Below are 20,677 nucleotides of genomic sequence, written 5' to 3' on the forward strand. Positions count from 1 at the left end.
CTCTTACTCCTCTGCCCCGGCAGCTGGTTGCATACTCGATTCCACACCCTTGGTAGTGGCCAGTTCCTTGCTGCCTACTTCTTCGTGGCTTGGGCGACCGCGGTTCATACCTTCGTACTTGTCGACGATGATCTGGAACTGGTCAGCCGAAGCCTCGCTGTACAGCGTGACTGGGTTGTTTTCGCTAGGTTTGGCCAAGGCTTCGTATTCAGCCTTATCCAGCTTCTTCGGCGACTGCTTGACCTCGGCGACCCACTTCTCGAAGTCAGCCTGGGAGGTTGCAGTAGCCTTGAACTTCATGCCGGTGAAACCGGCGCCGCTGTAGTTGGCGGAGATACCGTCGAACTCACCGTTCTCGTTGGCGATCAGGTGCAGTTTGGTGGTCATGCCGGCCATGGCGTAGATCTGGCCGCCCAGGCCCGGGATGAAGAAGGAGTTCATCACGGCGTCGGAAGTCACGCGGAAGTTGACCGGGGTGTTAGCCGGGAAGACGATCTTGTTGACCGTGGCGATGCCCTGCTCCGGGTAGATGAACAGCCATTTCCAGTCCAGCGCGACCACGTCGATCTGCACCGGCTTCACATCGGAATCCAGTGGACGGTATGGGTCCAGCTTGTGGGTGGAGTGGTAGGTGACGTAGCCCAGGGCGATGATGATCAGGATCGGGATGATCCAGACAGCCGCTTCGATCTTGGTCGAGTGCGACCAGTCGGGGGTGTAGGTGGCAGCCTTGTTGGAAGCACGGTACTTCCAGGCGAACGCGATGGTCATGATGATGACCGGGATGACGACCAGCAGCATCAGGCCGGTGGCGATCAGGATCAGGTTCTTTTGCTCAATGCCCACCTGGCCCTTTGGATCGAGCAGGGTCCAGTTGCACCCACTGAGTAAAAGCATGCCTAAAAAGGGCAATATGCCAAACAGTCTGGGGTAACGCTTTTTACTCATCTCACGACCTCTAGATCAGCTTGCTTCAATGCAATTTGTGTTTTGGTCGCCAACACTTCGTCCTGCCAAGCGTCAGCATTTCGGGCTCGAATTCGCTCCTGCCTGTGGTCCGACTGCTGGACCTGGGCGCGAGCGGGTTTACGGTGCTTTGTGGTTCGTAGGCTAACGGCCTGTACTTCAGACCAAGTCCATTTGGTGCGGGAAAACGCGGAGGGGGGTCCGCCCGGTATCGCCGTTGGGCGAAACTTGTCGAAGTCAGCAAAAGAAAGCGCTGCGGCTTCCTCCAATCCTGCGACTCGCAAGCAGTGCCGAACGGAAATTGGGGGCGATTGTAGATAGGTCGCCCCCCCTTGACTATGACTTATTGAGCAACAGTCTTTTACCGAATTGGTAACAATACTGCTCAAAAAATCAACTTCGCGACAGTTTGTCGCACCCCGCTTGATAGCCCTGGAGCCCGCATTCTACAAGGCTTTGTCGTTGATCTAGGTCAAGCAGGAGGCGAGGTAAAGATGTTATCTCGCCATGCAACAGAGAGGCCTCGAAGCGGGACTTTTGTCTAACCCCGCCGACGATTGCGATAGATGCCCAGCGGCACCAGGACCGCGGTGAGGACGAACGCCAGGAGTGCCCATTGCGCCAGGGACAACCCCAGAATTGGCGGATAAGGCGTGGAGCAGAACCCATCGACCTGGAACGCCAGCGGCCACACGTGTGCCAGCGGCAGGTCATCGACGATCGGCTGCAGGGTATCGATACCGCAACTGACCATCGGGTGCGCGAGTATATACACATGGTTGCCGGCCGCAACGATTCCGCCGATTGCGCTGAGCACCACCAGGGCTTCGAAGAAGGTCAGGCTGCGCCGACCGGGCATGGCCGCGGCGATGAAGGCGAATACCGCGATCAACAGCAGCGCGTAGCGTTGCAGAATGCACAGCGGGCATGGTGCCTCGCCGAGCACCACCTGCATGTAGAGCGCGCCGCCGATCAGCGACAGGCAGATCACGCCCAGCAACACCAGGAAGCGCCGTTCGCGGTTCAGGTGCGAGGTTTGTTCGTTCATTACCGGTTCCTTCGATGGATAGTGGCAAGGCGAGGGGCCCGTCAGGGCGTTGGCCTGCCTGGCGACAGTCTACACGCGCGCCGAGGCGGCATGCGGTACTGCGCTGGGGCTATCCGGTGACGACTTCTGACCAGACGAAGCGACGTCGGTTCAACGTCGCCCGCCCAAAAGCGGCAGCCCGGATGTCGGACAGGCGAAAGCCCCTCGACACCCGGGAGTGAAGGATACCGTGATTAATGGAAGATTAAAGATGAAATTGCGCCTGCTTATTTCATCTCCTTCTATATAAAGGAAGGCTAGCAAGGCCCAATCGCTGGCAAGCCAGCCCCCGCACGCACGATGTCACGTTCGTTTCGTCTCGATTACCCACGTTCGGGAACACCGCGTACGAGAGCTGGCTTGCCAGCGATTGGAAAAACCATGGAGTCCGCTTCGCCGGCAAGCCGGCTCCCACAGGTACGGCGGCGCCTATGAAACAGCGCAGCACAGGTGGGAGCCAACTGTCTTGAGTTGCTTGCACCGGTCCTATCGCTGGCAAGCCAGCTCCTACAGGTACGGCGGTGTCTCTTAAGACAGCGCAGGCCTGGTGGGAGCCGGCTTGCCGGCGATCGGGTCATCGCTGCTATCGGTTCGTTATTCCAACGCCGCCGCCGGCCCGAAGAACTCGTAGCGGCTCTGCTGCTCCGGCACGCCCAGGCCTTTCAGGTGGCGCTTGACCGCCGCCATGAAGCCTTTAGGCCCCAAGAAGTAGGCGTCCACGTCACGCTCGCCCGGCAGCCACTGACCCAGTTGTTCCTGGCTCAGCAGGCCCACGGCATCGGCTTCGCCGCTGCCGCCCTGCTCGTAGCAGTAGAAGCGTTTTAGCTGCGGGTGACGCGCGGCCAGGCCGTCGATCCAGTCGCGGAAGGCATGCACCGCGCCATTGCGCGCACAATGGATGAAATGCACCGGGCGCTGGGTCTGCAGTGCGGCCTGGAGCATGGCCAGGGTCGGGGTGATGCCCACACCGCCACTGATGAGCACCAGCGGTTTGTCGCTGGCGGCCAGGGTGAAATCACCGGATGGTGGGAACAGCTGCAGCGTTTGGCCGACCATCAACTGGTCATGCAGGTAGTTCGATACCTTGCCGCCTTCTTCACGCTTGACGCTGATGCGGTACTGCTCGCCATCGCAAAGGGCCGACAGGGAGTAGTTACGGCGCTGTTCGGTGCCGTCGACGAACAACTGCAGGCCGATGTACTGGCCGGGCTCGGCCTTGAGTACCGGCTTGCCATCCACCGGAGCGAAATAGAACGAGGTGATTTCGCTGCTTTCCTGCTCACGACGCACCAGGCGGAATTCACGGGTACCACGCCAGCCACCGGCGGCCTCTTCCTTCTGCTTATAGAGGTTTTCCTCGGCGCCGATGAGGATGTCGGCCAGTTGCCCATAGGCTGCGCCCCAGGCGTCGATCACTTCCGGCGTAGCGATGTCCTTGCCCAGGACTTCCTCGATGGCGCGCAGCAGGCATCTGCCGACGATCGGGTAGTGCTCGGGCAGGATCTGCAGGGCAACATGCTTGTTGATGATCTGGCCAACCAGGCCGCCGAGCTGTTCCAGCTGGTCGATGTGGCGGGCGTACATCAGCACGCCGTTGGCCAGGGCACGCGGCTGGTCGCCGCTGGCCTGGTGAGCCTGGTTGAACAGCGGGCGTACCTCGGGGTACTCGCTGAGCATCATCTTGTAGAAGTGAGTGGTCAGGGCTTCGCCGCCGCTTTCGAGCAGCGGAACGGTGGCCTTGATGATTGCACGTTGTTCGGCATTGAGCATTGCAACGACTCCTGAGCCTATGGCTTGAACTTGACTGCCTTGGCTATATCACCAATCGTGCCAACTTTTCCGGCCAATGAATCCGGGGGCTCCATACAAGGGGGAGTCAAAACGACACTGACCGGCGTATAGTCATATCGACCAACAGGAGTCCTTATGACTGCAAAGCCCCTCCTCACCAGCCTGCTGCCGCTGGTCAGCGACCTGTCCCGCGACCTACCCGACCAAGAGCGCTATCGGCGCCTGCTCGAAGCGATGCGCGGTCTTCTGCCATGTGACGCCGCCGCGCTGCTGCGCCTGGATGGCGAATGGCTGGTGCCCTTGGCCGTTGATGGCTTGTCGGCCGACACCCTCGGGCGACGCTTCAAGGTCAGCGAACACCCCCGTTTCCAGATCCTGCTCAGCCGCAGCGGGCCAACCCGCTTCGCCAGCGACAGCGAACTGCCCGACCCCTACGACGGCTTGGTCAACGCGCCTCATGCCGACCTGGAAGTGCACGATTGCATGGGTTGTCCCTTGATGGTGGATGAACGGCCCTGGGGTCTGGTGACCCTCGACGCCCTCACCCCCGGGCAGTTCCAGAGTCTGGAGCTGGATGCCCTGCAAGCGTTCGCCAGCCTCGCCGCCGCCACTGTGACCGTGGCCGAACGTATCGAGGACCTGTCGCTGCGCGCCGAGGATGAACACCAGCGCGCCGAGGTCTACCGCCAGGCCAGTGGTCTGGACAAGGAGCTGATCGGCCAGAGCAAGGCGCACAAGCGCCTGCTGGAGGAGATCCGCCTGGTTGGCGGCAGCGACCTGACCGTGCTGATCACCGGCGAGACTGGTGTGGGCAAGGAGCTGGTGGCCCAGGCCCTGCACCGCGCCAGCGCCCGGGCCGACAAACCGCTGATCAGCCTCAACTGCGCAGCCCTGCCCGACACGCTGGTGGAAAGCGAACTGTTCGGCCATGTGCGTGGCGCCTTCACCGGCGCCCATGGCGAACGCCGGGGCAAGTTCGAGCTGGCCAACGGCGGCACGCTGTTCCTCGACGAGGTGGGCGAGCTGCCATTGGCCGTGCAGGCCAAGCTGCTGCGCGTGTTGCAGAGCGGGCAACTGCAGCGCCTGGGTTCGGACCGGGAGCACCGGGTCGACGTGCGCCTGATCGCCGCCACCAACCGCGACCTGGCCGAGGAGGTGCGCAACGGTAAGTACCGCGCCGACTTCTATCATCGCCTGAGCGTCTACCCGCTGCAGGTCCCGCCATTGCGCGAGCGCGGTCGCGACGTGTTGCTGATCGCCGGCTATTTCCTCGAGCAGAACCGCTCGCGCTTGGGCCTGAACAGCTTGCGCCTGAGCACCGACGCCCAGGCCGCCCTGCTGGCCTACGACTGGCCCGGCAATGTACGCGAACTCGAGCACCTGATCGGCCGCTCGGCGCTCAAGGCGCTCGGCCAGCATGCCCAGCGCCCGCGGATCCTGACCCTGGAAGCCAGCGACCTGGACCTGCGCCCTGCCCTGCCGGCCAACGCCGAGCCGACACCGTCGCTCGCCGCACCACAGGCCAGTCTGCCCCAGGGCGGCCTGCGCGAGGCGGTGGACGATTACCAGCGACGCTTGATCGAGGCCTGCCTGGTCAAGCACCAAGACAACTGGGCGTCGGCAGCACGGGAGCTAGGGCTGGACCGGGCCAACCTCAGCCGGCTGGCCAAGCGACTGGGCCTGCGCTGAGCGAAGCGGCCCAATCGCGGGACAAGTCGGACCGCGATGGGGCCATCGACCTAAAGCCTGACCCGAACAGGCCGATAACCCGGCATCCTCCTTTATTCCCGACAGACTCGAAGGTTGCCCATGGCCACGCAAAACGCCCGTGCGGACTCGTTGTCCCTGCTGCTGTTCACCCTGCGCAGCGGCAAGCTGATGGCGATCAACCTGCTCAAGGTCAGCGAAATCATCCCCTGCCCGTCGCTGACCAAGCTGCCGGAGTCGCACCCCCACGTCAAAGGCGTGGCCACCCTGCGTGGCAACCCGCTGTCGGTGATCGACCTGTCCCGCGCCATCGGCGAACAGCCCCTGGCCGACCCGGATGGCGGCTGCCTGATCGTCACCGAGATCAGCCGCTCGCGCCAAGGCCTGCACGTACAGGCGGTGAGCCGCATCGTGCACTGCCTGAGCACCGACATAAAACCACCGCCCTACGGCTCCGGCACCCGTTCGTTCATCACCGGCGTCACCCGCGTGGACAACACCTTGGTCCAGGTACTGGACATCGAAAAGGTCATCCATGCCATTGCCCCGCCAGAACCCGAGCCCCATCCGGGCGAGCTCAGCGAAGAAGATGCCAGCCTCTTGGCCGCCGCCAACATCCTGGTGGTGGACGACAGCCAGGTCGCGCTGCAGCAATCGGTCCATACCCTGCGCAACCTGGGCATCGAATGCCATACCGCGCGCAGCGCCAAGGATGCGATCAACGTGCTGCTGGAGCTACAAGGCACCGAGCGGGAGATCAATATCATCGTCTCGGATATCGAGATGTCCGAGATGGACGGCTACGCCTTCACCCGTACCCTGCGTGAAAGCCCGGACTTCCAGCACCTCTACGTGCTGCTGCACACTTCGCTGGACAGCACCATGAGCGCCGAGAAGGCCAAGCTGGCCGGAGCCAATGCCATCCTCACCAAGTTCTCCTCGCCAGAGTTGACCGACTGCCTGGTGGTGGCGGCGCGCACGGTGGTGTTTGCCGAGCACTGAGATCCCAGGTAACCAACACCTGGGCTTGCAGGCAGGGTGTGCTCGGGCATAATTCGCGCAGCTTCCTTCGTCAGCGAGTGGCCACAACCCCGTGACCGAAAACATCCGTTTCGCCTGCACCGGTTGCGGTAAGTGCTGCACCGGCCACCATGTTCCGCTGACCCTGGGCGAAGCCCGCCAGTGGGCGGCCAGCGGCGGCCAGATGGTGGTGCTGATCGAAGGCTTCGTCGTTGACGGCCCAGGCCTGCCCGCCGAGCAGCGCGACCATGTGCTGCGCCGTTCCTGCCCGGTGGCCTGCGGCGAAGCCGAGCTGCGCGTCTCGGTGACCTTCGCCGCGTTCAACCCCGGCCGCTGTCGCAACCTGGACGACAACGACCTGTGCACCATCTATGAAACCCGCCCGCTGGTGTGCCGTATCTACCCGGCGGAGATCAACCCGCACTTGCCACTGCGCCCGGAGAACAAGGATTGCCCACCCGAGGCCTGGCAACAAGGCCCCGAATTGATCCATGGCCAGGTACCGGTGGACCCGCAGTTGGCGGCGCTGATCGAGGCCTCGCGCCAGGCCGACCGCGACGACATCGCGGCCAAGGTCGCCATCTGCCAGGCCCTGGGCATGACCACCAGCGCCCTCAAGGGCAACGGGTTCACTGCCTACCTGCCGGCGATGGAGCCATTCGCCCAGGCCCTGGCACAGGTGCCGGACGACAACCATGCGCCCTGGACGCTTCATGTCGAGGCCCCCGCCCTTGCTCAGGAGCTGGCCAGCCATGGGTTGCTGACCACCGCCGAGACGCCGGTGTACTACGCCTTCATCGGCTTCTGACGACACCCCTGCCAAGCCCTCAACTACGCGGGTTTGCGGTGAGATCCGGCTATTTTCCGACTTGATCATTACTTTTTGCGCAACAGTGCTTATCCAACTCAAGCCTGTTTCCGCGCCTGTGTTAGGACTAACTTACGCCTGTCCCAATTAACACTTGCCTTGCAAGAAGGTTGTTTCAAATGTCCAACAGTATGGGTATTGCCAGCGTTTTCGTCCTGTCGTCCCTGTTGCTGTCGCCCCTGGCCATGGCTGAAGAATCGCCGGCCTTCGTAGCCCGTAACGCCGAACTTTCCGCTGTTCACCAAGACGCCCGCGACGCCTATGCCGCTCAGCAAGCAGACGCGGCAAAAGACGTGCGGCAGACTGCCTCCAAGGTCGTTACCGATGATCAGAGCGAAAGTTGATCGACGACTTTCATAGCGCCTGTTTTTCCCTCGGCTAGCCCGTGGGCGCCTTGTGCGTCGATATGTTAGCCTTTTAAAGCCGCTGCCGATCAGCGGCTTTTTTTATGTGCCCGAATTATCAGCCACGCTGTTACGTATCCCATAAAGAAACTTGCAAAACCCGAAAACAACAACGCCTCACCGCCAGACCAAAGGAGCTCGTACCGGTGTCTTCCGCGTTTCGCTTTACCCCGTTGTTCGTTGCACTCGCCGCAACGATGCCTGTCGCCGCACACGCCGATGAAGCCAAGGCTGATGGCTTCATCGAAGGCGCAACCCTGAACCTGCATTTTCGCAATGCCTACTTCAACCGCAACAACCTCAACCCAGGCGTGCGTGATCTGCGCGAATGGGGCCAGGGTGCCGTCGCGCGCTTCGAGTCCGGTTACACGCCGGGCGTGGTCGGCTTTGGCCTCGATGCCCACGGCATCCTGGGCCTGAAGCTCGACGGCGGTGGCGGCCATGCCGGTACCAGCATCCTGCCCGAGCACTTCAAGGACAACGGTGAGCTGGGCGCAGCCCCACATGCCTTCTCCACCGCAGGCGCGGCGGTCAAGTTCAAGGCCTTCGACACCGAGCTCAAGGCCGGTGACCTGTTCCTCACCAACCCAGTGATCGCCGGCGGGGAAACCCGCATGCTGCCGCAGACCTTCCGCGGCGTGAGCTTGACCAACACCAGCATCGACGGCCTGCTGCTCGAAGGCGGCCAGGTCAGCTTCACCAAGCCCTACAACCAGAGCGGCCACCGCCGCATCGACACCTACTATGGGCAACTGGCGGACGGCACCAAGAGCGACCACCTGAGCTGGGCCGGCCTGTCCTGGAGCGGTACAGAGAACATCACCACCAACTTGTACGCCGCTGAACTGAAGGACATCTGGAACCAGTACTACTTCGATTTCGACTACACCTATGTGGTCAACGACCTGGTCAGCCTCAACCCCGGCCTGCACTTCTACCACACCCAGGACACCGGCCAGGCGCTGCTGGGCACTATCGACAACAACACCTATAGCCTGCACTTCACCGTCAATGCCGGCTACCACAGCATCACTGCCGCCTACCAGCGCGTGAACGGCAACACGCCGTTCGACTACATCAACCTGGGCGACAGCGTGTACCTCGACAACTCGCGCATGTATTCGGACTTCAACGCCCCCAACGAGCGTTCCTGGAAGCTGCAGTACGATTATGACTTCACAGGCGTCGGCATTCCCGGCTTGAGCACCTCGGTTTCCTACTCGCGCGGCGAAGCCGACCTGACCAAGGCGGCCCAGAGCGACTACTACGGGTACTACAACGCCGATGGCAAGAACGCCATGCACTGGGAACGCGACCTGGACATCAAGTACGTGTTCCAGGAAGGCAACCTCAAGGACCTGTCGGTGCTGCTGCGCTACGCCAGCCACCGCGGCAGCCAGGGCTACGCCGATATCGACGACAACAGCGATAACGATGAAGTGCGGGTGATCGTCGACTACCCCTTGAACATCTTCTGACCTCAAGGCCCGGCGAGGGGCTGCGCCTTGTGGGAGCAACTATCTAGAGTTACTTGCCCAGGCCCTATCGCTGGCAAGCCAGCTCCCACATCTGGAAGCAGCGCAGTACCTGTGGGAGATAACCCATCCCTCCCGGGCTGCGCTGTCGCGCAAAGAACAAGCGGCTAGCGCTGGTCCCCCTGTGGGAGCCGGCTTGCCGGCGATGGGCTGCACAGCAGCCCCAGCTGCAGCCGACAAGGCTCAATTGGACTGGCATTCGGCCAGGGCTCCATGTTTTCCGTCGACCGAATCTTGTTCGCCCCTGCGGGCTTCCCTAGAATACTGCCGCCGCGTAATGGCCCCGCCCGTGCAGTAGCGAGCATGCCCACCCGATCATCGCGTTCTTCCCTGTACAGGTCGCACCCCGAACTGATCCTCAACCTGGGCAGTTGCCTCGCCGTGCTCGCCATCGTAGCCATCGTCAGCTACCTGCTGGCCCGCGAGCGCGACAGCGTCGAGCAGTCGGCCATACGTTCTTCGGGCAATATCGTCCAACTCATCGAAAGCGATATCCTGCGCAACGTCGAACTCTATGACCAGTCCCTGCACGGGCTGATCTGGGCGGTGAAACATCCCGAATTGCTAAACACATCGCCAGAGCTGCGCCAGCAGATCCTCTTCAACCAGACCTTCGCCGCCCCGGTGCGTGGGGATATCCTCTGGCTCGGCGCCCACGGCGATGTGCTGGGCGACTCGCTGCATACGCGGCCACGCCAGGCCAATTTCGCCGATACCATCGCCTTCCAGGCTCACCGCGACCGACCGGACCTTGGCCTGTTCATCAGCCCGCCGTTCAAGGCCCGTCTGGGCGAGCTGGACTGGTGCATCAGCTTCAGCCGCCGCATCTCAGGCCCCAATGGCGAATTCGCCGGCGTCGCCGCCGGCGCCCTGCGCCTGGACTATTTCACCGAGCTGTTCGAGCGCTTGGACATCGGCAAGGACAGCAGCATCAACCTGCTCAACACCGATGGCCAGTTGCTAGCCAGGCAACCTTCACGCCCGCAAGACCCGATGATCGGCAGCGACTACAGCGAGCGGCCCAACTTCCAGCGCATCCTCAACGAGCGCAGCGGCAGTTTCACCGCCAGGTCCGAGCACACCGGGGTGCAGCGCATCTATACCTTCGCCCGGGTCGCTGACCTGCCGCTGATCGTGCTGGTGGTGGATGCTTCCGATGAGGTGTTCCAGTCCTGGCGTCGCACCGCGACCCTGGTGGGCGTCGCCACTGGCATGCTGTGCATCGGTATTCTTTGGCTGACCTTGTTGCTGGGCCGCGAATTGCGCCGCCGCCAAGAGGCCGAGCGAGGCCTGGCGGCCCTTGCAGCCACCGATAGCCTCACCGGGCTCGCCAACCGCCGCCGGCTGGACCAGGTGCTGCGCCAGGAGTGGGCCCGCGCCCAGCGCAACCGCCAGCCGCTGGCCATTCTCATGGTGGATGTGGATCACTTCAAATCCTTCAACCAGCGTCACGGCCATGCTGGCGGCGACCATGCCCTGCGCGAGGTCGCCAAGACGATAGAGCGCTGCATCCGCCGCCCGGCGGACCTGGCTGCGCGCTATGGAGGGGAAGAGTTCCAGGTGGTATTGCCCGACACCGATCTACCCGGTGCCAGGCTGCTGGCCGAACGCATACGCGACAGCGTGCAGGCGCTGCCACCGTTCGGCGACGACGAGCGGTCGGTGACCGTGAGCATCGGCATCAGCCTGCATACGCCAGGCACCCAGCAAGACCTCACGGGCTTGCTGGGCTCGGCGGACGAGGCGCTCTACCGGGCCAAAGCCAACGGCCGCAACCGCGTGGAAGGCCCCACGGGTTAGGAACGTGCCCGCGCGGCGTCGCGCAGTGCTTTTACCTGGTCATGGTTGCGCTGCACGCCTTGCAGCTGTTTTTCCACCAGGGCATAGGTCTCGTCGCTGGCGGTGCGGCCAAGCTTGACCAGCTTCTCGCGCGCGTCCTTGTAGGCTTTCAGGGCAAAGTCCTCACCGCGCTCGACCTCGTTGAGCACCGCTTCCTCGCTCTTGCCGGTCAGCATCGACTTGAAATTAACCCAGCCCCGATGCAGGTCGCCGCTCAGACTGGTGGAGGTTTCCGGGTCGCCGCCCAGGCGTCGCACTTCGCCTTGCAGCTCGGCGGCGGCACTGGCGCACTCGCCAGCGCGTTGGACGAAGAACGCCTTGAGCTCAGTGTTCTTCACATCTTCGGCCGACTCCTTGAAGCCTTTTTCGCCGTCTTTGCTGTACTCGATCAGGTCGTTGAGTACGTCGATCACGTCTTTGTTTGGATGACTCATGGCGCAAACTCCTTGGCAGGTGATAGTCCCTTGTAGAGGAGCAGGCATCGTGCCAAGCCAGGCAGAGAATATAATTCCAATTAAAAACAATAAGTTACAGCCAACAGGCGCAACCGTTGACGAGGCGTTCTGCATGATTGCCGCTTGGGCGTTCGTGCACTTTGCAGTATGGTCGGCGCTTTGCACTGCCAGGCCGTCCAATGAAACCCGAATCCCTGCAACTGCTGGTTACCCGCACCATGCCCTTCGGCAAGTACCAGGGGCGCCTGATCGCCGACCTGCCGGGCGACTACCTGGCATGGTTCGCTCGCAAAGGCTTCCCGGCCGGGGAGCTGGGTGGGTTGCTGGCCCTGATGCACGAGATCGATCACAACGGGCTGGGGGAATTGCTGGTGCCGTTGCGGCGCAAACAGCCGCGCCAGCCTTGAAACAGCTATCGCCGGCAAGCCGGCTCCGACAAGGTTATCGCTGCTCTTGAGCACAGCGCAGAACCTGTAGGAGCCGGCTTGCCGGCGATTGGGCCACAGACGCGAGCAGGGCCTCAGCCTTTCACCGGCGCCACCGCCAGCTCCACCCGCTCACCCTTCTTGATCACCGCATACACCACCGCCGTCAGCAGGCTCCCGGCCAGGATCGCCACCAGGTACAGCAGCGCGTGGTTGATCGCATTGGGGATCAGCAACACGAACAAACCGCCATGGGGCGCCATCAGCTTGCAGCCAAAGTACATCGACAAGGCGCCGGTCAGCGCGCCACCAGCGATGCTCGCCGGGATCACCCGCAGCGGGTCCTTGGCCGCGAAGGGAATTGCGCCCTCGGAAATGAAGCACAGCCCCAGCGCCAACGCCGCCTTGCCCGCCTCGCGCTCGCTCTGGGCGAACTTGCGCCGGGCCAGGAAGCTGGCCATGCCCAGGCCGATCGGCGGCACCATGCCGGCAGCCATGGTCGCCGCCATCGGCGCGTAGCTCGACGACGCCAGCAACCCCACCGAAAACGCATACGCCGCCTTGTTGATCGGCCCGCCCAGGTCGACACACATCATCCCGCCCAACAGCAGCCCAAGCAGGACGGCGTTGGTCGTGCCCATGCTGTCGAGAAAGTGCGTCAGGCCTTCGAGCATCGCCGCCACAGGTTGGCCGACCACATAGATCATCACCAGGCCCGTGAACAGGCTGGCGAGCAATGGAATGATCAGAATCGGCTTGAGCGCGTCGAGGCTGCTCGGCAGGCGCGCCCAGCGGCTGATGGCCTTGGCGCTGTAACCCGCCAGGAAGCCTGCGACGATGCCGCCGATGAAGCCCGCACCAAGGGTACTGGCCAGCAGGCCGCCGATCATGCCGGGGGCAAGCCCGGGCCGGTCGGCGATGGACCAGGCGATATAGCCGGCAAGCAACGGCACCATCAGCTTGAAGGCCGCCTCGCCGCCGATCTGCATCAACGCCGCCGGCAAGGTGCCGGGCTCCTTGTAGGCCTCGATGCCGAAGACGAACGACAGGGCGATCAGCAGGCCACCGGCCACCACCATTGGCAACATGAACGAGACGCCGGTGAGCAAGTGTTTGTAGACGCCGGTCTTCTCGCCCTTTTTCACGGCCTCGCCGGACGTCTCGCCCGTCGCCTCCACCTTGCCCTGGGCCAAGGCCTTGTCGAGGGTGGCGCGGGCCTGCTTGAGGGCGATGCCGGTGCCGCAGCGGTAGATACGCTTGCCGGCGAAGCGCGCGGTCGGCACCTCGATGTCGGCGGCCAGCAGCACCACGTCGGCCTCAGCGATGGCCTCGGCGGGCAGAGGATTACGCGCCCCCACCGAGCCCTGGGTCTCCACGGTGAGCTGGTAGCCCAGCTCCTTGGCCGCCTGCTGCAACGCCTCGGCTGCCATGAATGTATGAGCCACCCCCGTGGGGCAAGCCGTCACCGCGACGAGCCTGGGCACGGCAGCAGCCGGCAGCGCCTGCTCGGCGTCCAGCGGTTGCAGCACCTGGGCTTTGGCTGCGGCCTCGTCGAGGAAGCTGCCACGGTCTGCCAAGGCCTGGGCAGGCGTGCTCTGGTAGACGCGCTTGCCGACGAAGCGGGCAAGGTCCACAGCACCAGTGCTGACCACCAGCACCCAGTCGGCTTCGGCGATCTGCGCCGGGCTCAGGCAGCGCTCGGGATGCTCGGCGTCCTGCACCTCCACGCTGGTGCTCCAGCCCCGCTGCTGGGCCGCCGCCGACAGCAGGCGCGCGCTCAGCACGCTGGATACCTGGCCGTTGGGGCAGGCGGTGATGATGGCGATGTTCATCGGCAACCCTCTTGTTGTTCTGTCAGTTGCACGGCGCTTTCCAGGCGCGCCAGCTGTTCCCGATCGCGGATACCGAAGCCGACCTGGCTCACCGCCTGCGCGGCGATGGCCGTGGCGCGGCGCAGTGTCTGCCCGGCCGGCTCACCCTGCAGCAGCCCATGGACCATGCCGGCGACCAGCGAATCGCCAGCACCGACCGTGCTGGCCACCCGCACCTTGGGCGGTTGCCCGTGCAAGGCCAGGTCCTGGGCGAACCAGCTGACGCCCTGCTCGCCCTGGGACACCACCACATGCTTGATGCCCGACGCCAACAGGCGCTGGGCAGCCGCACGCTGGTCAGCCGGGCTGTGCATGGCGGCACCGAGCGCCTCGCCCAATTCCTCGGTGTTAGGCTTGACCAGCCAAGGCTGGGCCTGAAGGCCTACGCGCAATGCTTCGCCGCTGGTGTCCAGGGCAACTTTCAGGCCTTGCCCCTTGAGCATCTGCAACAGGGCCTGGAACCACTGAGCATCGACGCCTCTTGGCAGGCTGCCGGCCACCACCACCGCATCGTGCTCTGCCGCCACCTGTTCAAGGCGCCGCATCAGGGCGAGCTGGGCGACCTCGTCGACCTCAGGCCCCTGGCCGTTGATGTCGGTGACGCGGCCATCGGCCTCGACCAGCTTGATGTTGTTGCGGGTCTCGCCAGGCACCCGCACAAAACAGTCGACAAAACCGCGCCAGGCGATGAGTTCTTCGAACGGCGCCAGGTTGTCGCGGCCGAGAAAACCACCCACGGTCACGCGATGGCCCAGGTCAGCCAGCACCTGCGCCACGTTCAGGCCTTTGCCGGCGGCATGGCTGTGCTGGGCCTGGCTACGGTTGACCTGCCCCGGGTGCAGGGCCTGCAGGCTGACGGTGATGTCCAGCGCCGGGTTGAGGGTGAGGGTGAGGATCTTGGCCATTCAGTAACGCTCCACCAGCGCCCGTACCGCAGCGGCGCTTTCCTGTTGCAGGGCCTCGCGCGCCAGGGCGCGGGCCGTCTGGTGATCGGCCTGGCGAACCAGTGCCTTGACTTCGGCGATGCTGCGGGCGGCGACGCTGAGCTCATCCACGTCCAGGCCGAGCAGCACCGCGACCGCCTGCGGGTCGGCCGCCAGCTCACCGCACACGCCTACCCACTTGCCCTGGGCATGGGCGGCGCGCACGGTCATGTCGATCAGTTGCAGCACGGCCGGGTGGAGGCCGTCGGCCTGTGCCGAGAGGCTTGGGTGGCCACGGTCGATGGCCAGGGTGTATTGAGTCAGATCGTTGGTGCCGATACTGAAGAAGTCCACCTCACGGGCCAGCTGTGGTGCCAGCAAGGCAGCCGATGGCACCTCGACCATGATGCCGACCTGCAGGTCGGCGACCGGGATTTCCTCGCGCAGGCGATCGACCATGGCCTTGGCCTCGCGCCATTCGTGTACTTGGCCGACCATCGGGAACATGATACGCAACGGGCGATCATCCGCGGCGCGCAACAAGGCGCGCAGTTGGTCTTCCATCACCTGTGGGCGCTGCAGGGTCAGGCGCACGCCACGCACGCCGAGGAAGGGGTTTTCCTCGGCGGCGATCGGCCAGTAGGGCAAGGGCTTGTCGCCGCCCACATCGAGAGTACGCACCACCAGCGGGCGCCCGGCCAGGCCATCGAGCACGCGGCGGTATTCGGCTTCCTGGGTGGCCACATCCGGTGCCTGGGGGTGGGCCATGAAGATCAGTTCGGTACGCAACAGGCCTACGCCTTCGGCGCCCTGCTCCACCACCTTCTCGATGCCGGTGCTCTGGCCGATGTTCGCGCACACCTCCATGGCGCGGCCATCGCGGCTCACCGCGGGTTCGTGGCGCTTGGCCCAGGCGGCCTGCAGGCGTTGCTCGCGCAGGTCGCGTTCGGCCAGGGCACGTTGCAGTTCGTCGGCAGGCGGCGCCACGCTGACCCGGCCACGCTGACCGTCGAGCAGCAACGGCGTACCGGGCTCTAGCAGCAGGATCGCAGCCCCTACGCCGACCACCGCCGGGATGCCCAGAGCACGGGCGACGATGGCGCTATGGGCGGTGGCACCACCCTGTGCGGTGACGATGCCGGCGACGCGCGCCGGGTCCAGGCGAGCCACGTCGGATGGACCGACCTCGGCCATTACCAGCACATAAGGCTGCTGGGGCTCCGCTACTGCCTGGACCCCGCACAATTGCGCCAGCACGCGCCGGCCGATGTCGCGCAGGTCGGCGGCACGCTCGGCCAGCAGCGCGTCGTGCAGCGCCTCCTGCTGGCGCGCGGCGCTGTCGATGACGGTCATCCAGGCGGCTGCGGCGCTTTCACCCTGCGCCAGCCGCTGCTCGACCTCATCGCCCAGGCCCGGGTCGGCGAGCATTTCCTGGTGGGTGACGAAAATCTCGCCGATAGCCTTGTCGCTGCGTTGCACCAAGGCTTGCAGTTCGGCGTTCACCGTCTCCAGGGCCTGGCGCAGCTTCTGACGCTCCTGGGCGGGCGACTCGCCGCGCAGGGGGTAATCGATCTCACGCTCGACATGGACATGGGCCGGGCCACTGGCGATGCCCGGCGCGGCACCGATACCCTGGACCAGGCTGCCGGCGGCAGGTGCCTGCAACACTTCGACGGCAACGGGCGTAGCCAGCACCACCTGCTCGGGCAGCGGCTCCACGTCTTCGCCCAAGCCTTGTTCGATGGCGGCAAGCAACACCGGCAACGCATCGCTCGCGATGTTCGGTTCGGCGATCAGTTCAAGCGTCTGGCCACGCCGGGCACCGAGGCTCAGCAGCTTGCTCAGGCTCTTGACCGATACCGCCGGCTGGCCGCTGTCGAGCAGGCGCACACGGATCTCGCCCTCGAAGCCCTTGGCCAGTTGCGCCAGCACCTTGGCCGGGCGGGCATGCAAGCCGTGGGGGTTGGCCAGGACGATGCGCGCACAGGGCCAATCGCTCGGCGCCTCACCGCCCAGCACCTCGAGCACGTCGCGGCTGTTGGTGGCCTGGTAGAGCATCTGCCCACGGCCTTCGATCAGCACCTCGCACAGGCGCTCGAGCAACGCCTGGTGGGCAACGCCCAGGCTGGCCAGGCAGAACAGGCCATTGAGCGGCTGGTCGCGATAGCGCAGCGGCTGCTGCGGCGTGACGAAGGCCAGACCCGGCTGGCGCACCTGGCGTTCGCTGTGCAGCCACCACAGGCCTTCGCCCAAGGGCAGCGGCTCGGCCTGCTGCAGCACGCTGGCAAAGCCTGCCTCGACGCACCCGGCGCGCTGCAACAGGCGTGCGCCACGCCAGGCCAGTTCATCGAAATCTTCAGCCGCCAGGTTCAGGCCCACCAGCTGCGCATCGAGCGCCAGCGCCTGGGGCGCGCCTTGCAGCAGCTTGAGCAGGGCCTCGGCGGAACTGGCGCGGCGCAAGGCCTCGGCCAGGTCGGTCTCGCCCAGGGCACGGGTCAGCAATTGCAACAGGCGCAGGTGTTCGTCGGAGCGGGCCGCGATGCCGATGGCCAGGTAGACGACCTGGCCATCGCCCCATTCGACCCCCTCGGGAAACTGCAGCAGACGCACGCCGGTGGCGAACACCTGGTCACGGGTCTGCGGGGTGCCGTGGGGAATGGCGATACCCTGGCCGAGGAAGGTCGAGCCTTGCGCCTCGCGAGCCTCAAGCCCTTGCAGGTAACCTTCGGCGACCAGTCCATCAGCGACCAGCCGATCGGCCAGCAGACGCAGCGCCTGGGCCTTGTCGGCGGCCACCTGGCCCATGGCGATCTGCTCCTGAGCGAGCTCCAGCATGACCTTCTCCTTTTGCAGCCCCGGGGTCGGGTACTGAGGTATTGTTGTGAAATTCACGAAAAGGGCCAGTGCAACGACCTTGCGCGGGTGGCAAGCCGCGGCAGGTAAATCACCTGCTGAATCGTTTAACCTGACCAGGAGGCCACGTTACTCGATAATCTTGCGACGAAAAAGCCCCATCCTGTCGGACAATTGCGACAATGGTCGCCTGCGCACGGCCTGGCCCTTGAGTCACACTACCCGGTCAAGTCCGCAGCAGCCCCGGTAATAACAAGGAAAATTCGGTGAAACTCAGCGATATCGCCCGTCTGGCCGGTGTGTCCGTGACCACCGCCAGCTACGTCATCAATGGCAAGGCCGAACAGCAGCGCATCAGCAACAGCACGGTCGAGCGCGTGCGCGCGGTGGTCGAAGCCCACGGCTTCACACCCAACCCGCAGGCTGCCGGCCTGCGCAGCCGGCACACCCGGACCCTGGGCTTCATTCTCCCGGATCTGGAGAACCCCAGCTATGCCCGCATTGCCAAGCAGCTCGAGCAAGGTGCCCGTGCCCGTGGCTACCAGTTGCTGATCGCCAGCAGCGATGACCAGCCGGACAGCGAACGGCAGTTGCAGCAACTGTTCCGCGCGCGCCGCTGCGATGCGTTGTTCGTCGCCAGCTGCCTGCCGCCGGACGACGACAGCTACCGCGAATTGCAGGACAAGGGCCTGCCGGTGATCGCCATCGACCGGCGCATGGACCCAGCGCACTTCTGCTCGGTGATCAGCGACGACCGCGATGCCAGCCGCCAACTGGCCCAGAGCCTGCTGGACACCCACCCTCGCACCATCGCCCTGATTGGCGCCCGCCCGGAGCTGTCGGTCAGCCAGGCCCGCGCTGGCGGTTTCGACGAAGCGCTGCAACCGTTTAGTGGCCAGGTACGCCGCTACCAGGGCGAGGCCTTCAGCCGTGAATGCGGCCAGCGCCTGATGCTGCAATTGATCGAGGACTTCGGCGGCCTGCCCGATGCCCTGGTCACCACGTCCTACGTGCTGCTGCAAGGCGTGTTCGACACCCTGCAGGCACGCCCGGCCGATTCGCGCCAGCTGCAGCTGGGTACCTTCGGTGACAACCAGCTGCTGGACTTCCTGCCGCTGCCGGTCAACGCCATGGCCCAGCAGCACGGGCTGATCGCCGCCACCGCCTTGGAGCTCGCCCTGGCCGCCATCGAGGACAAACGCTACGAGCCCGGTGTGCATGCCGTGGCACGTACCTTCAAGCAACGCATCAGCGCAGGCTGACCATGCGCCTGATCGACACCCACACCCACCTGGACTTTCCCGACTTCGATGCCGACCGCCAGCGCCTGCTGGCCAACGCGCAGGCCCTCGGCGTAGAGCGCATGGTGGTGCTGGGTGTGTACGAAGGCAACTGGCAGCGCGTGTGGGACTTGGCTTGCAGCACGCCCAACCTGCATGCCGCGCTCGGGCTGCACCCGGTGTACCTCGACCAGCACCGCCCCGAGCACCTGGCCCAGCTGCGCGACTGGCTAGAGCGCCTGCAAGGCCACCCGCACCTGTGTGCGGTGGGCGAGTTCGGCCTGGACTTCTACCTGCCAGAACTGGACAAGGGCCGTCAGCAAGCGCTGTTCGAAGCGCAGTTGCAACTGGCCTGCGACTTCGCCCTGCCCGCCCTGCTGCATGTACGCCGCAGCCACGCTCAGGTGATCGCCACCCTCAAGCGCTACCGACCCGCCCGCGCCGGGATCATCCATGCCTTCGCCGGCAGCTACGAGGAGGCCCGCGAGTACATCAGGCTGGGCTTCAAGCTGGGCCTGGGCGGTGCCGCCACCTGGCCCCAGGCACTGCGCCTGCGCAAGACCTTACCGCGGTTGCCGCTGGAAAGCGTGGTGCTGGAGACCGATGCGCCGGACATGGCGCCGGCGATGTTCCCCGGCGTGCGCAACAGCCCGGTGCACCTGCCGCAGATCGCCGGCGCACTGGCCGAGGTGATGGGCATCGAGGCCGAACGGTTGGCGCACGTCAGCAGCCGCAATGCCTGTGAGGTATTTGGCTGGTAGCACCGGCCCAATCGCGGGACGAGCCCGTTCCCACAAAGGACCTGCAAAATCAAATTGTTATGCGTTGCTCTATGAGAGAGCGGGCTGGCCCCGCGATCGGGCCGTCCACTGCCTAGATACGAAACGCCCCGATCAGCCGCTTGAGCTCCAGCACCTGGGTCGACAGGCTCCGGCTGGCATCCTCGGCTTGGTTGGCCCCTTGGGTCGTGTCCTGGGCGGCGCGGTTGATCGCCACGATGTTCTGGTCGATGTCGTGGGCCACCGCGGTCTGCTGCTCGACAGCGGCGGCGATCTGCTGGTTCTGCTCGACGATGCCACCCACCGCCCCGAGAATGTTGCCCAGCGCTTGCTGCACTTGGCGCGCCTCGCCCACCGTACCAGCTGCCATCTGGTGACTGCTGCCCATCGCCCTGACTGCCGCGCCCACTCCTTCCTGCAGGCGCTGGATCATCTGGGCGATCTCTTCGGTGGAGTCCTGGGTGCGCCTGGCCAGGGTCCGCACCTCGTCGGCGACCACGGCGAACCCCCTGCCCTGCTCGCCGGCCCGGGCGGCCTCGATGGCAGCGTTCAGGGCCAGCAGGTTGGTCTGCTCGGCAATGCTGCGGATCACTTCCAGCACCCGGCCGATGGCCTGGCTGTCGCCGGCCAGCTGGTTGACCGCAGCCACCGTCTGGTCGATCTCGCCGGCCAGGCGGGCGATGCTGCCCTGCTGGCTTTCCACCAGGCCTCGGCCCGTGGCGCTTTCGCGGTTGACCTGTTGCGCGCCTTCGGCGGCCAGGGCCGCGCTGCGTGCGACTTCCTGGGACGTGGCACTCATCTGGTTCATGGCCGCAGCCACCTGCTCGATCTGCTCGCGCTGGCCGCCGACGGCCTGGTTGCTGCGCACCGACAC

Annotated in this window: 17 protein-coding genes; 9 read left to right on the top strand and 8 right to left on the bottom strand. The window is 64.8% G+C overall.

Going from position 1 to position 20,677, the window contains the following annotated elements; all coding sequences use genetic code 11:
• Positions 1-3: 3 nt before the first annotated feature.
• The 3 genes from cyoA to hmpA all read right to left on the bottom strand — a co-directional run bounded on the left by cyoA (position 4) and on the right by hmpA (position 3,823).
• Positions 4-948, bottom strand: a complete 945-nt coding sequence (gene cyoA / locus IRZ56_RS03680; RefSeq protein ID WP_196143679.1) for a ubiquinol oxidase subunit II — start codon at positions 946-948, stop codon at positions 4-6.
• Between the two features lie 559 nt (positions 949-1,507).
• Positions 1,508-2,014, bottom strand: a complete 507-nt coding sequence (locus IRZ56_RS03685) for a disulfide bond formation protein B (protein WP_196143680.1) — start codon at positions 2,012-2,014, stop codon at positions 1,508-1,510.
• A gap of 633 nt (positions 2,015-2,647) precedes the next feature.
• On the bottom strand, positions 2,648-3,823 hold the full coding sequence (gene hmpA / locus IRZ56_RS03690; RefSeq protein WP_196143681.1) for an NO-inducible flavohemoprotein: 1,176 nt from the start codon (positions 3,821-3,823) through the stop codon (positions 2,648-2,650).
• Positions 3,824-3,979: 156 nt separating this feature from the next.
• Here hmpA and norR point away from each other — a divergent pair, with 156 nt between their 5' ends.
• The 6 genes from norR to IRZ56_RS03720 all read left to right on the top strand — a co-directional run bounded on the left by norR (position 3,980) and on the right by IRZ56_RS03720 (position 11,178).
• Positions 3,980-5,533 (top strand): nitric oxide reductase transcriptional regulator NorR, encoded by a 1,554-nt coding sequence (gene norR, locus IRZ56_RS03695; protein WP_196143682.1) that lies wholly within the window; start codon positions 3,980-3,982, stop codon positions 5,531-5,533.
• A gap of 120 nt (positions 5,534-5,653) precedes the next feature.
• A complete protein-coding gene (locus IRZ56_RS03700; RefSeq protein ID WP_196143683.1) occupies positions 5,654-6,553 on the top strand; it encodes a chemotaxis protein in 900 nt (299 codons plus the stop codon).
• 91 nt (positions 6,554-6,644) lie between these two features.
• Positions 6,645-7,379, top strand: a complete 735-nt coding sequence (locus IRZ56_RS03705; protein WP_196143684.1) for a YkgJ family cysteine cluster protein — start codon at positions 6,645-6,647, stop codon at positions 7,377-7,379.
• 179 nt (positions 7,380-7,558) lie between these two features.
• The gene (locus IRZ56_RS03710) at positions 7,559-7,783 is read left to right on the top strand and encodes a hypothetical protein (protein ID WP_196143685.1); all 225 of its coding nucleotides are present in this window, start codon (positions 7,559-7,561) and stop codon (positions 7,781-7,783) included.
• A 206-nt stretch (positions 7,784-7,989) separates the two neighbouring features.
• On the top strand, positions 7,990-9,321 hold the full coding sequence (locus IRZ56_RS03715) for an OprD family porin (protein ID WP_196143686.1): 1,332 nt from the start codon (positions 7,990-7,992) through the stop codon (positions 9,319-9,321).
• A gap of 360 nt (positions 9,322-9,681) precedes the next feature.
• On the top strand, positions 9,682-11,178 hold the full coding sequence (locus IRZ56_RS03720; protein ID WP_196143687.1) for a sensor domain-containing diguanylate cyclase: 1,497 nt from the start codon (positions 9,682-9,684) through the stop codon (positions 11,176-11,178).
• Here IRZ56_RS03720 and IRZ56_RS03725 read toward each other — a convergent pair.
• Positions 11,175-11,651 carry a ferritin-like domain-containing protein gene (locus IRZ56_RS03725; RefSeq protein WP_084858530.1) on the bottom strand — a complete coding sequence of 159 codons (477 nt, stop codon included), beginning with the start codon at positions 11,649-11,651 and terminating at the stop codon, positions 11,175-11,177. The genes IRZ56_RS03720 and IRZ56_RS03725 overlap by 4 nt on opposite strands.
• Positions 11,652-11,851: 200 nt before the next feature.
• Between IRZ56_RS03725 and IRZ56_RS03730 the strand changes: the two genes are divergently transcribed.
• Entirely contained in the window at positions 11,852-12,079 is a 228-nt protein-coding gene (locus tag IRZ56_RS03730; RefSeq protein ID WP_196143688.1) for a DUF3820 family protein, read from the top strand.
• Between the two features lie 113 nt (positions 12,080-12,192).
• On the opposite strand, the gene IRZ56_RS03735 is transcribed toward IRZ56_RS03730, so the two are convergent.
• From IRZ56_RS03735 to ptsP, 3 genes are read right to left on the bottom strand one after another with little or no spacing between them, the layout of a single operon-like run.
• A complete protein-coding gene (locus IRZ56_RS03735) occupies positions 12,193-13,929 on the bottom strand; it encodes a PTS fructose-like transporter subunit IIB (RefSeq protein WP_196143689.1) in 1,737 nt (578 codons plus the stop codon).
• On the bottom strand, positions 13,926-14,873 hold the full coding sequence (pfkB, locus tag IRZ56_RS03740; protein WP_196143690.1) for a 1-phosphofructokinase: 948 nt from the start codon (positions 14,871-14,873) through the stop codon (positions 13,926-13,928). The genes IRZ56_RS03735 and pfkB overlap by 4 nt, the downstream gene beginning before the upstream one ends.
• Positions 14,874-17,726 (bottom strand): phosphoenolpyruvate--protein phosphotransferase, encoded by a 2,853-nt coding sequence (gene ptsP, locus IRZ56_RS03745; protein ID WP_196143691.1) that lies wholly within the window; start codon positions 17,724-17,726, stop codon positions 14,874-14,876. It lies immediately after the preceding gene.
• Positions 17,727-18,010: 284 nt separating this feature from the next.
• On the opposite strand from ptsP, the gene cra reads away from it, so the two are divergent.
• Together cra and IRZ56_RS03755 are read left to right on the top strand one after the other, a co-directional pair.
• Positions 18,011-19,006: a catabolite repressor/activator gene (cra, locus tag IRZ56_RS03750; protein ID WP_196143692.1), complete on the top strand. Its 996-nt coding sequence runs from the start codon at positions 18,011-18,013 to the stop codon at positions 19,004-19,006.
• Between the two features lie 2 nt (positions 19,007-19,008).
• The gene (locus tag IRZ56_RS03755) at positions 19,009-19,785 is read left to right on the top strand and encodes a TatD family hydrolase (protein WP_196143693.1); all 777 of its coding nucleotides are present in this window, start codon (positions 19,009-19,011) and stop codon (positions 19,783-19,785) included.
• A gap of 112 nt (positions 19,786-19,897) precedes the next feature.
• Here IRZ56_RS03755 and IRZ56_RS23395 read toward each other — a convergent pair whose 3' ends face one another.
• Positions 19,898-20,611 (bottom strand): methyl-accepting chemotaxis protein, encoded by a 714-nt coding sequence (locus IRZ56_RS23395; RefSeq protein WP_419183247.1) that lies wholly within the window; start codon positions 20,609-20,611, stop codon positions 19,898-19,900.
• Between the last annotated feature and the right edge of the window lie 66 nt (positions 20,612-20,677).

The sequence above is a fragment of the Pseudomonas guariconensis genome (genome assembly GCF_015680235.1).
Taxonomy (GTDB): domain Bacteria; phylum Pseudomonadota; class Gammaproteobacteria; order Pseudomonadales; family Pseudomonadaceae; genus Aquipseudomonas; species Aquipseudomonas guariconensis_A.

What these genes read in the sequence shown, in the direction of transcription:
- cyoA (WP_196143679.1), bottom strand. Translation starts at nt 948, where the DNA reads ATGAGTAAAAAGCGTTACCCCAGACTGTTTGGCATATTGCCCTTTTTA.
- IRZ56_RS03685 (WP_196143680.1), bottom strand. Translation starts at nt 2,014, where the DNA reads ATGAACGAACAAACCTCGCACCTGAACCGCGAACGGCGCTTCCTGGTG.
- hmpA (WP_196143681.1), bottom strand. Translation starts at nt 3,823, where the DNA reads ATGCTCAATGCCGAACAACGTGCAATCATCAAGGCCACCGTTCCGCTG.
- norR (WP_196143682.1), top strand. Translation starts at nt 3,980, where the DNA reads ATGACTGCAAAGCCCCTCCTCACCAGCCTGCTGCCGCTGGTCAGCGAC.
- IRZ56_RS03700 (WP_196143683.1), top strand. Translation starts at nt 5,654, where the DNA reads ATGGCCACGCAAAACGCCCGTGCGGACTCGTTGTCCCTGCTGCTGTTC.
- IRZ56_RS03710 (WP_196143685.1), top strand. Translation starts at nt 7,559, where the DNA reads ATGTCCAACAGTATGGGTATTGCCAGCGTTTTCGTCCTGTCGTCCCTG.
- IRZ56_RS03720 (WP_196143687.1), top strand. Translation starts at nt 9,682, where the DNA reads ATGCCCACCCGATCATCGCGTTCTTCCCTGTACAGGTCGCACCCCGAA.
- IRZ56_RS03725 (WP_084858530.1), bottom strand. Translation starts at nt 11,651, where the DNA reads ATGAGTCATCCAAACAAAGACGTGATCGACGTACTCAACGACCTGATC.
- IRZ56_RS03730 (WP_196143688.1), top strand. Translation starts at nt 11,852, where the DNA reads ATGAAACCCGAATCCCTGCAACTGCTGGTTACCCGCACCATGCCCTTC.
- IRZ56_RS03735 (WP_196143689.1), bottom strand. Translation starts at nt 13,929, where the DNA reads ATGAACATCGCCATCATCACCGCCTGCCCCAACGGCCAGGTATCCAGC.
- pfkB (WP_196143690.1), bottom strand. Translation starts at nt 14,873, where the DNA reads ATGGCCAAGATCCTCACCCTCACCCTCAACCCGGCGCTGGACATCACC.
- ptsP (WP_196143691.1), bottom strand. Translation starts at nt 17,726, where the DNA reads ATGCTGGAGCTCGCTCAGGAGCAGATCGCCATGGGCCAGGTGGCCGCC.
- IRZ56_RS03755 (WP_196143693.1), top strand. Translation starts at nt 19,009, where the DNA reads ATGCGCCTGATCGACACCCACACCCACCTGGACTTTCCCGACTTCGAT.
- IRZ56_RS23395 (WP_419183247.1), bottom strand. Translation starts at nt 20,611, where the DNA reads ATGAACCAGATGAGTGCCACGTCCCAGGAAGTCGCACGCAGCGCGGCC.